The organism is Streptomyces sp. NPDC004031 (genome assembly GCF_053604375.1).
The window spans coordinates 124,142-141,012 of sequence record NZ_JBSGHL010000009.1 but is presented as its reverse complement, the minus strand read 5'-3'; the positions used below and the strand labels follow the sequence as shown (position 1 = coordinate 141,012).

Sequence of the window (16,871 nt, the reverse complement as noted above, 5' to 3'; positions counted from 1 at the left end):
CGCCGGAGCGGAGGCGGCCGGTGAGCGGGAAGGTCACGATCGTCGGGGCCGGGCCGGGGGCGGCCGATCTGCTGACGTTCCGCGCCGCGAAGGCCATCGCCGAGGCGGATGTCGTCATCTGGGCGGCGAGTCTCGTGCAGGAGGCGGTGCTGGAGCACGCCCGGGAGGGGGCGGAGATCCTCGACTCGGCGGGGATGTCGCTGGAGGACGTCGTCGCCGTCTACGAGCGCGTCGGCCGCGAGGGGCTGCGCTGCGCGCGAATCCACTCCGGGGATCCCGCACTGTGGGGCGGGACGCAGGAGCAGGTGGACCGCTGCGCCGAACTGGGCGTCGAGGTGGAGATCGTGCCCGGCGTGTCGTCCTTCTCGGCGGTCGCCGCGCGCGCCGGGCGGGAGCTGACGATCCCGCGGGTCGCGCAGTCCGTCGTGCTCACCCGGCTGGGCGGCGGCAAGACGCCGATGCCGCCGGGCGAGGAGGTCCGGGAGTTCGCGCGGCACGGCACGACGATGGCGGTCTTCCTGTCCGCCGCGCGCAGCGGCCAGCTGGCCGCCGAACTGCTGGAGGGCGGCTACCCGGTGGACACGCCGGTCATCGTGGCGCACCAGGTGACGTGGCCGGAGGAGCTGCTGCTGCACTGCACGGTGGGGACGCTGGAGGAGACGGTCAAGGCGCACCGCCTGTGGAAGCACACGCTCTTCCTCGTGGGCCCCGCGCTCGCCGCCTCCGGCACGCGCTCCCACCTCTACCACCCGGGCCACTTCCACGGCTTCCGCCGCGCGGACCCGGCCGCCCGCCGCGACCTGCGGACTCCCCGTGACTGAGCGCGCGATCGCGCGGGAGGGCGCCGGGGCGGGTACGGCCGGGAGCGGGAACGACGCGCACGGTGCGGGCGACGGCCCGCACGTGGCGAGCAACGACCCGCGCGCGACGGGCGACGGCCCGCACGTGACGGGCGACGCGAGCGGGCGGGGCGGTCGTCCGGGGCCGCTTCCGCCGGGTCCCGTCGCTCCCGGGCTCGTCACCGTCCTCGGTGCCGGTACGGGCGGGGGTGCGCCGGTCGTCGCGGGGGACGCCGCGCTGGTCGTCGGGGGTGCGCGGCATCTGGAGGCCGCCGAACTGCCCGCCGGGGCGCGGCGGTTGGTGCTCGGGCCGCTCGCGCCCGCCCTCGACGTCGTCGCGGAGTACGCGGCCGCCGGGCGGCGGGTCGTGGTGCTGGCGTCCGGGGATCCGGGGCACTTCGGGATCGTGCGGGCGCTGGGCGAACGGTTGGGGGCCGCGGCGCTGGACGTGCGGCCGTCCGTGCCGTCCGTCGCCGCCGCCTTCGCCCGGGTCGGGCTGAGCTGGGACGACGCGGTCGTGGTGAGCGCGCACGGGCGGGCGCTGCGGACCGCGGTCAACGTGTGCCTCGCGCACCGCAAGGCCGCGGTGCTGACCGGCCCCGGCGCAGGGCCCGCCGAACTGGGCGCCGCACTCGACCGCGCCGGGGCGGACCGGCGGCTCGTGGTGGCCTCGCGGCTGGGCGCGGACGGCGAGTCGGTCGTGAGCGTCTCCCCGCGGGAGGCGGCGCGGCGGGAGTGGGGCGGGGCCGTGAGCGTCGTCCTGAGCCTGCGTCCGGAGCTGCCGGTCGGGCCCGCCGTCACCGTGGCGGGCCCGCCGCCCGCGCCCGCGGGCTGGGCGCTGCCCGAGGAGGCGTTCGCCCACCGGGATTCGATGATCAGCAAGTTCGAGGTCCGGGCGCTCGCGCTCGCCCGGCTCGGGCCGCGCACCGGCGAACTGGTGTGGGACGTCGGCGCCGGGTCCGGCTCGGTGGCCGTGGAGTGCGCGCGGTTCGGGGCGGCGGTCGTCGCCGTCGACAGATGCGCGGACGCGGTCGCCCGGGTCCGGGCCAACGCCGCCGCGCACGGCGTGGACGTCACCGCCGTGCAGGGGGCCGCGCCCGGCGTCCTCGGCGAACTCCCCGACCCCGACGCGGTGTTCGTCGGCGGCGGCGGGGAGGACGTCGGCGCCGTGGTCGCCGCGTGTGCCGCGCGGGCGCGGCGCACGGTCGTGGTGACGCTCGCGGCGGTCGAGCGGGTCGCGGAGGTACGTGCCGCGCTCGGCGCCGCGGGCTTCGCGGCGGACGGGGTGCTGCTCCAGTCCTCGCGGCTCGCGCCGCTGCCCGGCGGGGTCGCACGGCTCGCCGCGGCGAACCCCGTGTTCGTACTGTGGGCCGAACGGCGGCCCGGTGTTCGGCCCGGCGAAGAAGAAGGAGCATCCGCGTGATCGGCCTCATCCACGCCACCGCGGCGGGCAGGACCGGCTGCGAGCGGCTCGCCGCCGCGTGGCCCGGCCGTACCCGCCGCTACGACGACGGGCCGGTGGGCGAGCGGCTGGCCGCGGCGTTCGCGGAGTGCGACGCGCTCGTGGTCTTTCTCGCCACGGGCGCGACCGTACGGGTGCTCGCGCCGCTGCTGACGTCCAAGGCCGGTGACCCGGCGGTCGTGACGGTGGACGAGGCGCACCGGCACGCCGTCGCCCTGCTCGGCGGCCACGCGGCCGGGGCGAACGCGCTCGCCGCCGAGGTCGCCGAGGTGCTCGGGGCCGAGCCGGTCGTGACCACCGCGACGGACGCGACCGGCACACCGGCCCTCGACGCCCTCCCCTACCCGGTGGAGGGCGCGATCCCCGCGGTGACCCGGGCCCTCCTGGACGGCGCCCCCGTCCACCTCCTGAGCCCCGTCACCTGGCCCCTCCCGCCCCTCCCCCTCCACCCCTGGCCGGACGAAGCCCCGGCAACACCTCCCGCGGCGCGGACCGGCGACGACGCCTCCGCACCGCCGGACACCACTCCCCCGGCCGCGGCGGAGAAGGACGAGCGGCGATCGGCTCCCGCCACCGGCACCCCCGCCCGGCGCGAAGCGCCGGCTCCCCCCGAGGCACGGCCCGGCGCGGGACCTTACGTCGTCGAGGTCACCGACGAGGTGCGGTCTCGCGGGGAGCGGGTCGTGTACGTCAGGCCGCCGTCGCTCGTGGTCGGGGTCGGGGGGTCGCGCGGGGTCGGTGTCGAGGAGGTCGTGGGGCTCGTCGAGGGGGCCCTGGCCGATGCCGGGCTCGCCCGGGGGAGCGTGTGGGCCCTCGCGACGGTGGAGGCCAAGAAGGACGAGGCGGGGATCGTCGGGGCGGCCCGCGCGCTGGGCGTGCCGTTGCGGACGTTCGCGGCGGCGGACCTCGCCGGGGTCGAGGTCCCGAACCCCTCCGACGCGCCGCTCGCCGCCGTCGGGACGCCTTCCGTGGCGGAGGCGGCGGCGCTGCTGGCGGCCGGGCCGGGGGGCGCACTCGTCGTCGAGAAGCGGAAGTCGGCGATGGCGACGGCCGCGGTGGCGCGGCGCAGGCCGCGCGGGCGGCTCGCGGTGGTGGGGCTCGGGCCGGGGGCCCGGGATCTGCTGACGCCGCGTGCGGCGGCGGAGTTGCGCCGGGCGTCGGTGGTCGTGGGGCTGGACCAGTACGTGGACCAGGTCCGGGACCTGCTGCGGCCGGGCACCCGGGTGCTGGAGTCGGGCCTGGGCGCGGAGGAGGCGCGGGCCCGTACGGCGGTGGCGGAGGCCCGCGCGGGGCACGCGGTCGCGCTGATCGGCAGTGGCGACGCGGGCGTGTACGCGATGGCGTCGCCCGCGCTCGCGGAGGCCGCGGACGACATCGACGTGGTGGGCGTGCCGGGCGTGACCGCGGCGCTGGCGGCGGCGGCCCTGCTGGGGGCGCCGCTCGGGCACGACCATGTGTCGATCAGCCTGTCGGATCTGCACACCCCGTGGGAGGTGATCGAGCGCCGGGTGCGGGCGGCGGCGCAGTCCGATCTGGTGGTGACGTTCTACAACCCGCGCAGCCGGGGCCGCGACTGGCAGTTGCCGAAGGCGCTGGAGCTGCTGGCGGCGCACCGTGCGCCGGCGACCCCGGTGGGGGTCGTGCGGTCCGCGTCGCGGCCGGGCGAGCAGGTGACGGTCACGACGCTGAAGGACCTCGACCCGGCGACGGTCGACATGATGACCGTCGTGACGGTCGGCAACACCGCCTCCCGCGTGGTCGCGGGCCGCATGGTGACCCCGCGCGGCTACCGCTGGCAGTCCCCGCCGCCGCCCCGCCCCCCGGCCCCGCCGAAGCCCGCGGCGCCCCCGCGCCCGTCCGCACCCCCGCGTCCGGCGGACGAACCTGCGGGCGAACCGCCCGTCCCCGCACGGCGGGTGGTGCATCCGATCGAGCAGGAGTCGTACCGGATCCTGCGCACCCGGCTGGACACCTCCGCCCTGCCGCCGCTGCGCCGCGCGGTGGTGGAGCGCGTGGTGCACGCGAGCGCGGACCTCGGGTACGCGGAGGAGCTGGTCATGGACGAGGCGCAGCTCGCCGCGGCGCACGCGGCGCTGCGCTCCGGGGCGCCGGTGGTCGCGGACGTGCGGATGGTCGCGGCCGGGATCACCGGGCGCCCGGTGGTGTGCCGGCTGAAGGACGCCACGGCCGGGCCGGACGGCCTGACGCGCAGCGCGCACGCGGTGCGGCTGGCGTTCGAGGAGGTCGGGCCGGGCGCCGTGTGGGTGGTGGGGTGCGCCCCGACCGCCCTGGAGGAACTCATCGCGCTGGACGCGGCGCCCGCGCTGGTGATCGGCCTGCCGGTCGGTTTCGTGGGCGCCGCGGAGAGCAAGGAGCATCTGCGGGCCTCGGGCCTGCCCGCGATCAGCAACGTCTCGGAGAAGGGCGGTTCCGCCGTGGCCGCCGCCGCGCTCAACGCGCTGCTCTACACCCCTTACGGCAGCATCGAGGAGAACGACCAGTGACATCCGTACCGCCCCCCGCCCTGCTGCTCGTCGGCCACGGCACCCGTGACGCCGCCGGTGCGCAGGCCTTCCGGTCCTTCACCGAGGGGCTGGGGGCCGCGCATCCGGACCTGCCGGTCGGCGGCGGTTTCATCGAGCTGTCGCCGCCGCCGCTCGCGGACAGCGTCGCGGCCCTGGTCGCGGCCGGGGTACGGGACTTCGCCGCGGTGCCGCTGGTGCTGGTCTCGGCGGGGCACGCCAAGGGCGACATCCCGGCGGCGCTGGCCCGGGAGAAGCTGCGGCACCCGGGGACGTCGTTCGCGTACGGCCGCCCGCTGGGCCCGCACCCGGGGCTGCTGGCGGTGCTGGAGCGGCGGGTGGACGAGGCGCTGGCGGCGACAGGGACGGCGCGGGCCGACGCGACGGTGCTGCTGGTCGGCCGGGGTTCGACCGATCCGGACGCGAACGCCGAGGTCTTCAAGGCGGCCCGGCTGCTGTGGGAGGGCCGCGGTTACGCGGACGTGGAGACGGCGTTCGTGTCGCTCGCGGAGCCGTCGGTCGCGGCGGGCCTGGAGCGCTGCGCGCGGCTGGGCGCGCGGACGGTCGTGGTGCTGCCGTACTTCCTGTTCGCCGGGGTGCTGCCGGACCGGGTGCGCGCCCAGGCCGCCGCGTGGGCTGCGGGCGACGGCGCCGTGGACGTGCGCTGTGCGGACGTCATCGGGCCGGAGCCGGAGCTGGCGGCGCTGGTGCTGGAGCGCTACCGGGAGGCGGTCGCGGGCGATCTGCGGATGAACTGCGACTCCTGCGTCTACCGGGTGGCGATGCCCGGCTTCGAGGACCGTGTGGGCCGCCCGCAGCAGCCGCACCACCACCCGGACGACCCGTCCCACCCGCACGGGCATGCGCATGCGCATCACTGAGAACGGGGCCGGGGCGTACGACCTGGCCCACCACGGCGACCGCGAGGCGGCCGAGGGCCTGGTCGATCTCGCCGTCAACGTCCGTACGGGCACGCCTCCGGCGTGGCTGGCGGAGCGGATCGCGGGCTCGCTCGCGGACCTGGCGCGTTATCCGGACGGGCGGGCGGCGCGGGCGGCGGTCGCCGCGCGGCACGGGCGCGACGATCCGCGCGAGGCGCTGCTGACGGCGGGCGCGGCGGAGGCGTTCGTGCTGCTGGCGCGGGCGCTGCGGCCGCGCTGCGCGGTGGTGGTGCACCCGCAGTTCACCGAGCCGGAGGCGGCGCTGCGGGCCGCGGGCCACCCGGTGGAACGGGTGCTGCTGACGGCGGCGGACGGCTTCCGGCTGGATCCCGCGGCGGTGCCGGAGCAGGCCGACCTGGTGGTGGTCGGCAACCCGACGAACCCGACGTCCGTCCTCCATCCGGCGGCCAAGCTGCGGCAGTTGGCGCGGCCGGGGCGGATCCTGGTGGTGGACGAGGCGTTCATGGACGCGGTGCCGGGCGAGCCCGAGTCGCTCGCGGCGGCCCGGGACGTCCCCGGGCTGCTGGTGCTGCGCAGTCTGACCAAGACATGGGGCCTTGCGGGGCTGCGGATCGGCTACGTGCTGGGCGGCCGCGAGCCGCTCGCGGCGCTGGAGCGGGCCCAGCCGCTGTGGGCGGTGTCGGCCCCGGCGCTCACGGCGGCGCAGGCGTGCGTGGAGCCCGCGGCGCTGGCGGAGGCCGAGGCGGCGGCGGTGCGGACGGCCGAGGACCGCGCGCATCTGCTCGCGCTGCTGGCCGCGGTGCCCGGCGTGGCGGTCGCGGGCGCGGCCCCGGCCGCGCCTTTCGTGCTGCTGCGGCTGCCGGACGCGGCGGCCGTGCGGGAGCGGCTGCGGGCGCGCGGCTGGGCGGTGCGCAGGGGCGACACCTTCCCGGGCCTGGGCCGGGAGTGGCTGCGCGTCGCGGTGCGCGACAAGGCGACGTCCGACGCGTTCGCCGCGGCGCTCACGGCGGCGGTACGGGCCTGATCCCGTACCCGCCGGGGCCGTACCCGCCGGGTCAGCCGGCCAGGCCCAGCGCCGTCAGGTCGGGGGCGCCGTAGACCTCGTGCTCGTAGACGTTGGTGAGGCGGCTGCTGCGGAAGACCAGGTGGCGGCCGTGGATGAGAGGGACGAGCGCGGCGTCGGTCATGACCTTCGCGTCGGCCTCCCGCCAGGCCGCGGTGGACTCCTCCGGGTCGTCGGCGCTCTCGCCGCGGGAGAGGACGGTGTCCAGGCCCGGGTCGTTGACCCCGGCGTAGTTGGTGGGGCTGCCGGGGGCGAGGAGGGTGCGCAGGAAGCCGCCGCCGTCGGGCCAGTCGGCGGCCCACGCGGTCACGACCATGCCCCACCCGTTCTGCTTGACCTTGCTGGGCGTGCCGAGGTCGCTGTACAGCTCGCCGATGGGGATCTGCTTGATGACGACGGCGATCCCGGCGTTCTTCAGCGACTGCTGGATCGCCTGCATGGCCGCGAGCGTCGTCGGGTTGTTGGCGGCGCCGACGAGCGTGGTGCTGAAGCCGCCGGGTTTGCCGCACGCGGCGAGCTGCTCGCGGGCCTTGGCGGTGTCGCCCCTGCCGTCGGCGCTGCCGTAGGGGTGGGCGTCGGGGTCGAAGCCGTCGGTGGTGGGCGGCAGCATCGTGGTGGCGACGTCGCCCGCCAGGTCGCCGCCGAGGGCGGTGCGGACGGACGTGCGGTCGAGGGCGTACTGGACGGCGGCCCGGCACGGCTGCTTGTCGAGGGGCGCGACGGCCGTCTGGAGGCTGATGTAGCGGGTGCTGCTGTCGTAGGCGAGGTCGGTCTGCGCGTGCAGTGTGCTGTCGGCGGTGACCTTCGCCTTGTTGCCGGCCGTCAGCTGCTGGGACTCCAGGTCGAGGTCGGCCTGGCCGGAGAAGAGGGCGTTCTCCACCGCGTCCTGCGAGTTGTACACCGACAGGTCGATCGTGTCGGGCAGCGCGGAGCGGATGGGGTCGGTGGACTGGTTCCACTGCGTGTTGCGCACCATGTGCAGCGACTTGCCGTCGGTGTAGCTCGCGACCTTGTAGGGCCCGCTGGACAGCGGCTTGTCGCGGTAGCCCTTGCCGCCGTCGGTGTCGGCCTTGCGGGGTACGGGCGCGCCCATCGGCAGCGCGAGCACGTAGGGGAAGTCGGCGAAGGGCGCGGCGAGGGTGAAGACGACGGTCCGCGCGTCCGGCGTGGCCACCGACTTCAGGCCGAGCTTGTCCGGGTCGGAGTCCTTGTACGGGCCGGGGTAGTGCTGGCCCTGGTCGAGGAGTTCGACGAAGTACGTGGGGCCGCCGATGAACACGTCCCGGTCGAAGGTGCGCTCGACGCCGTACTTGACGTCCTGCGACGTGATGGGGGTGCCGTCCTCGTACTTCAGACCGGCCTTGAGCGTGAAGGTCCACGTCCTGCCGCCGTTGCTGACCGTGCCGGTGTCGGTGGCCAGGTCCGGCAGGAGCTTGCGCCCGGCGGGGCCCGGGTCGGGGGCGTAGTCGACGAGTTTGCGCTCGTAGAGGCGCTGGAGGTTCCACGACGGCTGGGTGTAGACGGCCGCCGGGTCGAGCATCGCGTCCTCGGGGTAGGCGGCGGCGAGCCGCAGGTCGCCGCCCGTACGGTCGGAGGCGTTGACCACGCCGTCCAGTCCGCCGTTGTAGCCGCTACCGGCCTTGCCGCCGTGCCGGGCCAGCATCGCGGGCTGCGCGGTGGGCTTGCCGGTGGCGGTCGGGCGGTGGGGCGTCGGGGTGGGGTCCGTCTTGTCGTGGTGCTTGCCGCCGAGCGGGCCGTACAGGAGCGTGACGGTGACGCCGACGGCGGCCACGGCCACCGCTGCGACGGCCGTCATCCAGCGCCGCCGGGCACGCCGGGACGGGTCGAACTCCCCCGAGTTGCCGGGCCCGTTGAAGGGCAGCGGGGTGTCCGGGCGGTAGGGCGGCGGGAGCGGCACCTGCGGGCGCAGCGCGTAGGCCGGGTGCTCGGTGGGTGCGTACGCCGGGTGTTCGGCGGGGGTGGGCGGCGGCGGGGTGCTGGGGCCGGGGGCCACGCCGAAGCCGTTGCCGAAGGGCGGGGGCGTGGCGGGCGGCGGGGTCGAGGGGGGCGGCGTCGGAGGCTGCGCGGGCGGCGGCGGGGTGCCCGAACCGGCGGACGACTCACCCGACGTGGACCCGTCCGAGGCGTCGTCACCCGAGCCGTAGGGGGACTTGGCGGCGGCCAGCGGGGTGGTCGCGGTGTCGAGGGAGGGCGGGATCGCCGGGCCCGCGAGCAGCACCGCGTGACCGGCGGAGACCAGCCAGGCGCGCAGCCGGTCGCGGAAGACCCCGGCGTCGCCGTGCCGGTCGGCGGGGTTCTTCGCGAGCGCGGCGAGCACGAGCGCGTCCAGCTCCGGCGGCACCCCGGGGTTGCGCGACGAGGGCGCGGGCGGCGGGGTGTGGACGTGCCAGTACATGAGGTTGATGGGGTTGCCGTCGGTGAACGGCGGCTTGCCGGTGAGCAGTTCGGTGAGCACACAGCCGACCGCGTAGACGTCGCTGCGGGCGTCGACCTCGGCGCCGTTGATCTGCTCGGGCGACATGTAGCTCGGGGTGCCGATCGCCGAACCGGTCGTGGTGAGCCGGGAGTCGGTGTCCAGCACGCGGGCGATGCCGAAGTCCGCGACCTTGACGATGCCTTCGGGCGTGACCATCACGTTGGCCGGCTTCACGTCGCGGTGGACGGTGCCGTGGCTGTGCGCGTGCGCGAGGGCGTCGAGGATGTCGCAGGCGATCCGCACGGCCCGCTCGGGCGGGAAGAACACCCGGCGGCGCAGGAGTTGGGACAGCGAGCCGCCGGGCACGAACTCCATGACGAGGTAGGGCACGACCTCGTCGCCGTCGCGTATCTCGTCCTGGTCGTGGACGGTCACGATACCGGGGTGATTGAGCGAGCCCGCGGCCTGCGCCTCGCGGGCGAACCGGCGCCGCGCGTCGGGGTTGTCCGCCAGGTCCGGCAGCAGCGTCTTGACGGCGACCGTCCGGCCCATCCGGGTGTCCTGGGCTCGGTGGACGCGGGCCATGCCTCCCGAACCGAGCAGCCCGGCCAGCTGGTAGCGCCCCGCGAAAAGCCCGTCAGTCATTCCCGCCCCGTCCGCCTCTGCACCTCGGCGCCCGCCGTCGCGGCCGCCCCGCGCAACTCGCCGTCCGCGGCGCCGGGTTGCGCACGACGTACGCCGACCTGCCCCGGCCGAGGACGAGTTCCGGCCGCCCGCACAGCCTACGGGGCGGCGCCGGTGGTCCGGCGCCGCCCCCGGGGCTTTCGTTCCCCCGTTGTGACCTTGCTATCGCGGGGCGGTGACGTTCGGGCCGCGCGTCAGTCCCGCGGGTCCGCCGCACCGGCGCCCCGGCGGCGGCGGGCGGTCAGCAGGTACGCGCCCGCGCCCGCCGCGAGCAGGGCCACGGCGCCGCCCGCCATGTAGGGGGTGCTGGAACTCGCGCCGGTCTCGGCGAGGTTGCCGGTGCCGGGGCCGGTCTGGACGACCGCGCCCGAGCTGCCCGAACTGCCCGAGGTGCCGGCCGAGCCGGTCCCGCCCGTCGCCCCGGTGGAGGCGCCGGAGGTGCTGCCGCCGCTACCGGTGGCGCCGGACGAGCCGGAGGTGCCGGTCGTGGTGCTGCCGGAGGTGCCGGAGCTGCCGGAGGTCGAGCCCGAGGTGGAGCCGGACGTGGTCCCGGTGGTGCTCCCGGACGTGGTCCCGGTGGTGGTGCCGGACGTGGAGCCGCTGGTGCTGCCGCTCGTGCTGCCCGACGTCGTACCGGAGGTGGAACCGGACGTCGTGCCCGAGGTCGTACCGGAGGTGGATCCGGACGTGGAGCCCGACGTGGAGCCGGAGGTCGAGCCGCCGGTGGTGGTGCCGCCGGAGTGCGGGGCGGTGCAGGTGGCCGACGCGAGCGTGATCTCGCCGCTGACCTCGGCGACGCCCAGGCTCAGCGGGTTGAGGTGGATCGCGAGCCGCAGCGCGGTCGCGGCCGCGGTGGTGGACGTGGTCGTGGTCTGCGTCAGGTCGAGGCTGACGCGGCCGACGCCGGGCACGGTCAGCTCGGTCGTGCCGACCGCGCTGAGGTTGATCCGCTGCCCGAGCACGGTCAGGCCCGCGAGTTCGGAGTGTGCGGCGGGCTTGCGGCCCGCCTCGCAGGTCGCGGTCGAGGTGATGGCGTCGGCCTTGACGAGCGCCAGCAGCGGCAGCCCGGGGACGTGCACCTGGGCGTGCGCCACGTTGGCGTAGCCCTCGGCGCCGTGGGCGTCGGCGGTGGCCCGCGAGGTGGCGACGTCGGCCCGCAGGACGCTGATGCCGTGCCCGTTCTCCACGCCCTGGCCGACCGTGACCGTCAGCGCGGTCTTCTTCGCGTCGGCGGGCGCGTGCACGTCGTTGAGCGCGACGTTCACCGGCACGTCGACCGCCTTGCCGAGCAGCGACACGTCCAGGCCCGCGCGCAGCACGGCGGCGGTGGACGCGCCGCCGTGCGGGTCGCCGGCCGGGGCCGCCTGCGCGCCGGGTGCCAGGGCCGCGGCGCCCGCGGCGAGGGCGACGGCGGCTCCGACGGCGGCGGCGCGGCGGCGGACGGGCAGCGGGAAGGTGTTGGTGGTGCGGTACATCGGTGTGGGACCCCCACGGGAGACATCGGTGAACATCGGACTCCCCCCGGCCGTACGCGAGTTGGGGACAGCTGGCCGGGGCTTGCCGGGTAATGTTTACGCACTGAGAGTGAATGCGCGGCTACGCGACGCCAGTTCACCCAAAAGGGTGGTTTCTGGTGGGATCCCCGGCGAGCGGGGCGGGACGGGGCGGACCTACCACCGCTAAGCGCCCATGCCCCGTCGCACCGGCCGTGACGTGCGGCCCGTCCCGCCGGGTGCGTCCCGTGCCGGTGTCCGGGCACGCCGAAACGCGCGCCCGCGCGTGCGCGGCGCTCGCGTACGGTGGGGAAGAGGCGGCCCCGAAGTCCTGGGTGCGGTATGGGTGTTCAGCACCCCCGCGTACGGGGGCGTTCGACGCCCGCCTGCCCGACGGGTGTTCGGCACCCCGTCCGCCCGGCAGGCGTGTCAGCACCCTGCCCGCCAAGGCCCGTCCACCGGGCGCGTGTTCAGCGCCCCGGCGCCGGACGCCCGTCCGCCCCGTGGGTGTTCAGCCCACCACCGTGCCGCGCAGCACGACCCGGCGCGGCGCCGCCAGCACCCGGACGTCGGCGCGCGGGTCGGCGTCGTAGACGACCAGGTCCGCGGGGGCGCCCTCCTCCAGGCCCGGGTGACCGAGCCACTCCCGCGCCTGCCAGGTCGTCGCCGACAGGGCCGCCGTCACCGGCAGGCCCGCCGTGACGAGTTCGGCGACCTCGGCGGCGATGAGGCCGTGCGGCAGGCTGCTGCCCGCGTCGGTGCCGGCGTAGACGGCGATCCCGGCGTCGTACGCGTTGCGTACGGTCTCGTGGCGGCGCGCGTGCAGGCGGCGCATGTGGTCGGCCCAGCGGGGGTACTTGGCCTCGCCGACGGCCGCGAGGTCCGGGAAGGTCGCGATGTTGACGAGCGTGGGCACGATGGCCACCCCGTGCTCGACGAGCAGCGGGATCGTCTCGTCGGTGAGGCCCGTCGCGTGCTCGACGCAGTCGATGCCCGCCGTGACGACGTCGTGGAGGGTGTCCTCGGCGAAGCAGTGCGCGGTGACCCGCGCGCCCTCCTCGTGCGCGGCGGCGATCGCCTCGGTGAGCGCGTCCTTCGGCCAGCACGGGGTGAGGTCGCCGACCTCGCGTTCGATCCAGTCGCCGACGAGTTTGACCCAGCCGTCGCCGCGCCGTGCCTCCTGCCGTGCGTACGCGGCCAGGTCGCCGGGCTCGATCTCGTGCGCGAAGTTGCGGATGTAGCGGCGGGCGCGGGCGATGTGCCGCCCGGCGCGGATGATGCGCGGCAGGTCGGCGCGGTCGTCGACCCAGCGGGTGTCGCTGGGCGAGCCCGCGTCGCGCAGCAGCAGCGCGCCAGCGTCACGGTCGGCGAGCGCCTGCTTCTCGGAGGTGTCGTCCGGCACCTCGCCGAAGTGGTCGAGGCCGACGTGGCAGTGCGCGTCGACCAGGCCGGGCAGCGCCCAGCCGCGTACGGTCACGGCCTCGGCGGCGGGCCGGTCGTACGTGATCCGGCCGTCGACGACCCACAGCTCGTCGGTCGCGTCGTCGGGCCCGGTCAGGATCCGGCCCGTGATGTGCAGCACCTCACCCATGGGGGCACTGTACGGGTCCGGCGCCCTCCGTCACGCGGCGGGCAGCCGGCTGAAGGCGGCGCGGTAGTCGCTGGGGGTCAGGCCGACGCGGCGGGTGAGGTGCTGGCGCAGCGAGTCCGCGGTGCCCAGGCCGGACGCGCGGGCGACCTGGTCGACGGGCAGCGTGGTGGTCTCCAGCAGTTCGCGGGCCCGCTGGATGCGCTGGTGCAGCAGCCACTGGAGCGGGCTGACGCTGGTCTCGGCGCGGAAACGGCGGTTGAGGGTGCGGACGCTGACGGAGGCGTGCCGGGCGAGGTCGGTGAGGGTGAGCGGCTGGTCGAGCCGGGTCATCGCCCAGGCGCGGGTGTCGGCGAAGGAGGTGCCGGTCACGGCGGGCAGCGGCGTCTCGGTGAACTGCGCCTGCCCGCCGCACCGCACGGGCGCCACCAGGGCGTGCCGGGCGACGCTGTTGGCGACGGCGGCCCCGTAGTCGGTGCGGATGATGTGCAGGCACAGGTCGATGCCGGCCGCGTAGCCGGAGGAGGTGAGCATGGGGCCGTCCTGCACGAAGAGCACGTCGGGCTGGACGTCCACCGCAGGGTAGCGCTCGCCGAACTCCTCGGCGAGCAGCCAGTACGTGGTCGCGCGCCGCCCGTCGAGCAGGCCCGCCTCGGCGAGCAGGAAGGCGCCCGAGCAGATCGAGGCGATGCGGGTGCCTGCCTCGGCGGCGCGCCGCACCGCGGCGAGGATGCGCGGGTCGGGCTCCTCGCGCAGGCCGGTGCCGGCGACGATGACGGTGTCGGCCCCCTCCAGGGCGTCCAGCCCGCGGCGGATGACGATCTCGGCGGGCCCGTTGGTCGCGACGGCCCCCGGGTCGGGCGTGCACAGCTCCACCTCGTAGCCGGGCCGGCCGTCGGTCTCGACGCGGGCGAAGAGCATGTCGGGCACGGCGAGGTTGAACATCGACACGGGCGGCGCGGCGACCACCACGACCCGCCGCGGCCGGGCGGGCACGGCAGCCGGTACCGCCGACGGCGGCGCGGGCACGGCGAGTTCGGCGGCGACCGCGGTCGGCGCGGGCCGCGCGGGGTGCCTGGTCGGCGCGGTCGGTGCGGGACGCCTGGTCGGGGCGGGGTGCCTGGTCGGTGCGGGCTGCGCGGGCATGGCCAGAACCTCCGGTCGTTTGGCATTCTGGCCAGTTACTGTACGCCGGGCCCGCCGCGAGGCTGGTGGTCATGTCACCGGATCAGACCTCGCGCACGGCCCGTCCCCTCCCCTCCACCACCGGGGAGCGGGCCCCCGCCGCGGCCACCCGCGCCGCCGAGCCGCCCGCGTCCGGGCGGATCCTCGCCGCCGCCCTGCTCGGCTTCTTCCTCATCACCCTCGACGCCTCCGTGGTCAACGTCGCCCTCCCGGCGATCGGCGACGACCTGCACGGCGGGCTGTCCGCGCTCCAGTGGGTCATCGACGGCTACACCCTCGCCTTCGCCGCCCTGATGCTGTCCACCGGCGCCCTGTCGGACCGGATCGGCGCGGGCCGCGCCTTCACCGGCGGCGTCGTGGTCTTCGCGCTGTCGTCCCTGGCGTGCGGCCTGGCGCCGGGGCTCGCGGTGCTCGTCGCCGCACGCGTGGTGCAGGGCACGGCGGCGGCCGTGATGCTGCCGTCCTCGCTGGCGCTGGTCCGGCAGGCCTACGCCGACCCGGTGCGGCGCACCCGCGCCATCTCGGTCTGGGCGACGGGCGGTTCGACGGCGGTGGCGCTCGGCCCGGTGGTCGGCGGGGTGCTCACCACGTCCCTGGACTGGCGGTTCGTCTTCTACGTCAACCTGCCTTTCGCCGTCGTGACCCTGGTGCTGGCCCGCAGCGCCCGCAGTGAGCGCCGCCCGGCGCCCCTCGACGTCCCCGGCCAGGTCACGGCCGTGCTGGCGCTGGGCGCGCTGACGTACGCGGTGATCGAGGGCGGGACGCGCGGCTGGGTGGCGGGGGGCGTGGCGGTCGCCGCGGGGGCAGCCTTCGTACGGGCCGAGACCCGGCACCCGCACCCCGTCGTCCCGCTGGGGCTGTTCCGCGGCGCCGCCTTCTCCGCCTCGGTGGCGTCGGGCGCGGCGCTGAGCGTGGGCTTCTTCGGCATGTTCTTCGTGCTGGGGCTGTACTTCCAGGTGGTCCGCGGCGAGTCGGCGCTCACGGCGGGCCTGATGTTCCTGCCGATGACGCTCCTCATCTCGACGGTGAACGTCGTCTCCGGCCGCGTCACCAACCGTTTCGGCCCCCGCCTGCCGATGGTCACCGGCCAGCTCGTCATGGCCGCGGGCCTGCTGGCCCTGCTCCCGGTGGGCACGGGCACGCCCACGCTGCTGGTGGCGTTCGTGATGATGCCGATCGGTGTCGGCGGCGCGCTGGCCGTCCCGGCGCTGACCGCCTCCGTCATGGGTGCGGCGCCCGCCGCGCAGGCGGGCGTGGCGGCCGGGGTCCTGAACGCCGCCCGGCAGGTCGCGGGGGCGCTCAGCGTCGCGCTGTTCGGTTCGCTGGTGGCCGGTCCGCGCTTCCTGCCCGGGATGCGGACGAGCCTGCTGGTGGCGGCGGGCCTGGTGCTGGCCGCGGCCGCGGCGACGGCGGTGGCGCTGCGCCCGCGCGACTGACGCCCGCCGCGCGCCGGTTCACCCGGCGGCGGGCTCGGACGCGGTGCCGCGCTCGCGGGCGTCGAGCAGTTCGTCCCAGTGGTCGGCCGCCCACGCGCACGCGGCGGACAGCGGCTCCAGCAGGCTGCGGCCGAGCGGTGTCAGCGCGTAGTCCACGCCCTGCCGCGGGTCGGCGTGCACGGTGCGGGTGACGAAACCGTCCCGCTCCAGGCCGCGCAGCGACTGCGTGAGCACCTTGGGGGTGACGCGGCGCAGCGGCACGCGCAGCTCGGAGAAGCGCCGCGGGCCGCCCTCCAGACAGGAGAGCACGAGGGGCGCCCACTTGTCGCCGAAGCGGAAGGGCAGCAGCGAGGACGGGCACAGCTCGTCGAAGAGGTCCGCGGGCAGCGGCGGGCGGCGGTGCGTCATATGGGCTGTCTCCTTCGGCGCGAACGGCGGGACCGCGGGACGGCGGGACGGCAGTGCGGTGGTACAGCGATACGGCGGTACGGGTCGGGCGGTACCCGGGAGGTAACCGGCCCCGCGGCTACCTTTCCCGGGCACGCAGTCGCGTCGCCCAGCACCACTCCACCCTCGGCTCCAGCAGGAGCGACCGCAGGAGGTATTCCGCCCATGGGCAACTACATCGTCTTCGGGGCCGGCGGCCGGGCCGGCCGGGAGGCCGTCGCCGCGGCGCGCCACCGCGGCCACCGCGTCACGGCGGTCGTCCGCGACCCGTCGCGCCACCCGGCGCTCGCCGCCGGGGGCGTACGGCTCGCCGCGGGGGACGTCACCGACCCGGCGGCGGTCGCCGCGCTCGCGGCCGGGCACGACGCGGCGCTCAACACCGCGGCCGTGTACGGCGAGGGCACCGACCCCGGGGCCTTCTTCCCCGCCGCGGCCCGCGCGCTGGCCGTGGGCCTGGCCGAGGCCGGGGTGGACCGCCTGGTCACGGTGGGCCTGTCCGCCGTGCTGCCCGGCGCGGACGGCACCAGCCGGCTGGACTCCCCCGCGTTCCCGGACGAGTTCCGCCCGTTCTGCGCGGCCCACGCGGCGGGCCTGGCCGCGCTGCGGGCCGAGGCGGCGGCGCTGGACTGGCTCTACCTCGCCCCCGCGGGCGACTTCGTCCACGACGCCCCCGAGCCCACCGGCCGCTACGAGCACCGCCCGCACACCGACCCGGCGGCCCGCGTCACGTACGCCGACTTCGCCCTGGCCCTGCTCGACGAGGCCGCGGACCCCCGCCACCACCGCACCCACCTCCTGGTGACCTGACCGGCC

The 16,871-nt window shown here is 76.6% G+C and carries 12 protein-coding genes; 7 read left to right on the top strand and 5 right to left on the bottom strand.

Annotated features, from left to right (window positions below):
- The first annotated feature begins 20 nt into the window (after positions 1-20).
- The 5 genes from cobM to cobC are packed head-to-tail and all read left to right on the top strand — an operon-like array spanning position 21 to position 6,749.
- Positions 21-821 carry a precorrin-4 C(11)-methyltransferase gene (cobM, locus tag ACWERV_RS08185; RefSeq protein WP_452930273.1) on the top strand — a complete coding sequence of 267 codons (801 nt, stop codon included), beginning with the start codon at positions 21-23 and terminating at the stop codon, positions 819-821.
- Positions 814-2,262, top strand: coding sequence for a precorrin-6y C5,15-methyltransferase (decarboxylating) subunit CbiE (gene cbiE / locus ACWERV_RS08180; protein ID WP_452930270.1), 1,449 nt, complete (start codon positions 814-816; stop codon positions 2,260-2,262). Before cobM ends, cbiE begins: the two co-directional genes overlap by 8 nt.
- A complete protein-coding gene (gene cobJ, locus ACWERV_RS08175) occupies positions 2,259-4,805 on the top strand; it encodes a precorrin-3B C(17)-methyltransferase (RefSeq protein ID WP_452930267.1) in 2,547 nt (848 codons plus the stop codon). Before cbiE ends, cobJ begins: the two co-directional genes overlap by 4 nt.
- On the top strand, positions 4,802-5,704 hold the full coding sequence (locus ACWERV_RS08170) for a sirohydrochlorin chelatase (RefSeq protein WP_452930264.1): 903 nt from the start codon (positions 4,802-4,804) through the stop codon (positions 5,702-5,704). Before cobJ ends, ACWERV_RS08170 begins: the two co-directional genes overlap by 4 nt.
- The gene (cobC, locus tag ACWERV_RS08165) at positions 5,691-6,749 is read left to right on the top strand and encodes an Rv2231c family pyridoxal phosphate-dependent protein CobC (RefSeq protein ID WP_452930261.1); all 1,059 of its coding nucleotides are present in this window, start codon (positions 5,691-5,693) and stop codon (positions 6,747-6,749) included. Before ACWERV_RS08170 ends, cobC begins: the two co-directional genes overlap by 14 nt.
- A gap of 31 nt (positions 6,750-6,780) precedes the next feature.
- Here the strand turns inward: cobC and ACWERV_RS08160 are convergent, their stop codons facing one another.
- From ACWERV_RS08160 to ACWERV_RS08145, 4 genes are all read right to left on the bottom strand, one after another.
- Complete coding sequence (locus ACWERV_RS08160) at positions 6,781-9,870, bottom strand: ABC transporter substrate-binding protein (RefSeq protein ID WP_452930258.1); 3,090 nt, start codon at positions 9,868-9,870, stop codon at positions 6,781-6,783.
- Positions 9,871-10,103: 233 nt separating this feature from the next.
- The gene (locus ACWERV_RS08155; protein WP_452930255.1) at positions 10,104-11,420 is read right to left on the bottom strand and encodes an SCO1860 family LAETG-anchored protein; all 1,317 of its coding nucleotides are present in this window, start codon (positions 11,418-11,420) and stop codon (positions 10,104-10,106) included.
- Positions 11,421-11,913: 493 nt separating this feature from the next.
- On the bottom strand, positions 11,914-12,993 hold the full coding sequence (locus ACWERV_RS08150) for an amidohydrolase family protein (protein WP_452930253.1): 1,080 nt from the start codon (positions 12,991-12,993) through the stop codon (positions 11,914-11,916).
- A 30-nt stretch (positions 12,994-13,023) separates the two neighbouring features.
- Positions 13,024-14,136: a GlxA family transcriptional regulator gene (locus ACWERV_RS08145; RefSeq protein WP_452930250.1), complete on the bottom strand. Its 1,113-nt coding sequence runs from the start codon at positions 14,134-14,136 to the stop codon at positions 13,024-13,026.
- 71 nt (positions 14,137-14,207) lie between these two features.
- Between ACWERV_RS08145 and ACWERV_RS08140 the strand changes: the two genes are divergently transcribed.
- The gene (locus ACWERV_RS08140) at positions 14,208-15,611 is read left to right on the top strand and encodes an MFS transporter (protein WP_452930247.1); all 1,404 of its coding nucleotides are present in this window, start codon (positions 14,208-14,210) and stop codon (positions 15,609-15,611) included.
- An 18-nt stretch (positions 15,612-15,629) separates the two neighbouring features.
- On the opposite strand, the gene ACWERV_RS08135 is transcribed toward ACWERV_RS08140, so the two are convergent.
- Positions 15,630-16,019 (bottom strand): winged helix-turn-helix transcriptional regulator, encoded by a 390-nt coding sequence (locus ACWERV_RS08135; RefSeq protein WP_452930244.1) that lies wholly within the window; start codon positions 16,017-16,019, stop codon positions 15,630-15,632.
- Positions 16,020-16,223: 204 nt separating this feature from the next.
- Between ACWERV_RS08135 and ACWERV_RS08130 the strand changes: the two genes are divergently transcribed.
- Positions 16,224-16,865: an NAD(P)-dependent oxidoreductase gene (locus ACWERV_RS08130; protein ID WP_452930241.1), complete on the top strand. Its 642-nt coding sequence runs from the start codon at positions 16,224-16,226 to the stop codon at positions 16,863-16,865.
- Positions 16,866-16,871 lie beyond the last annotated feature (6 nt).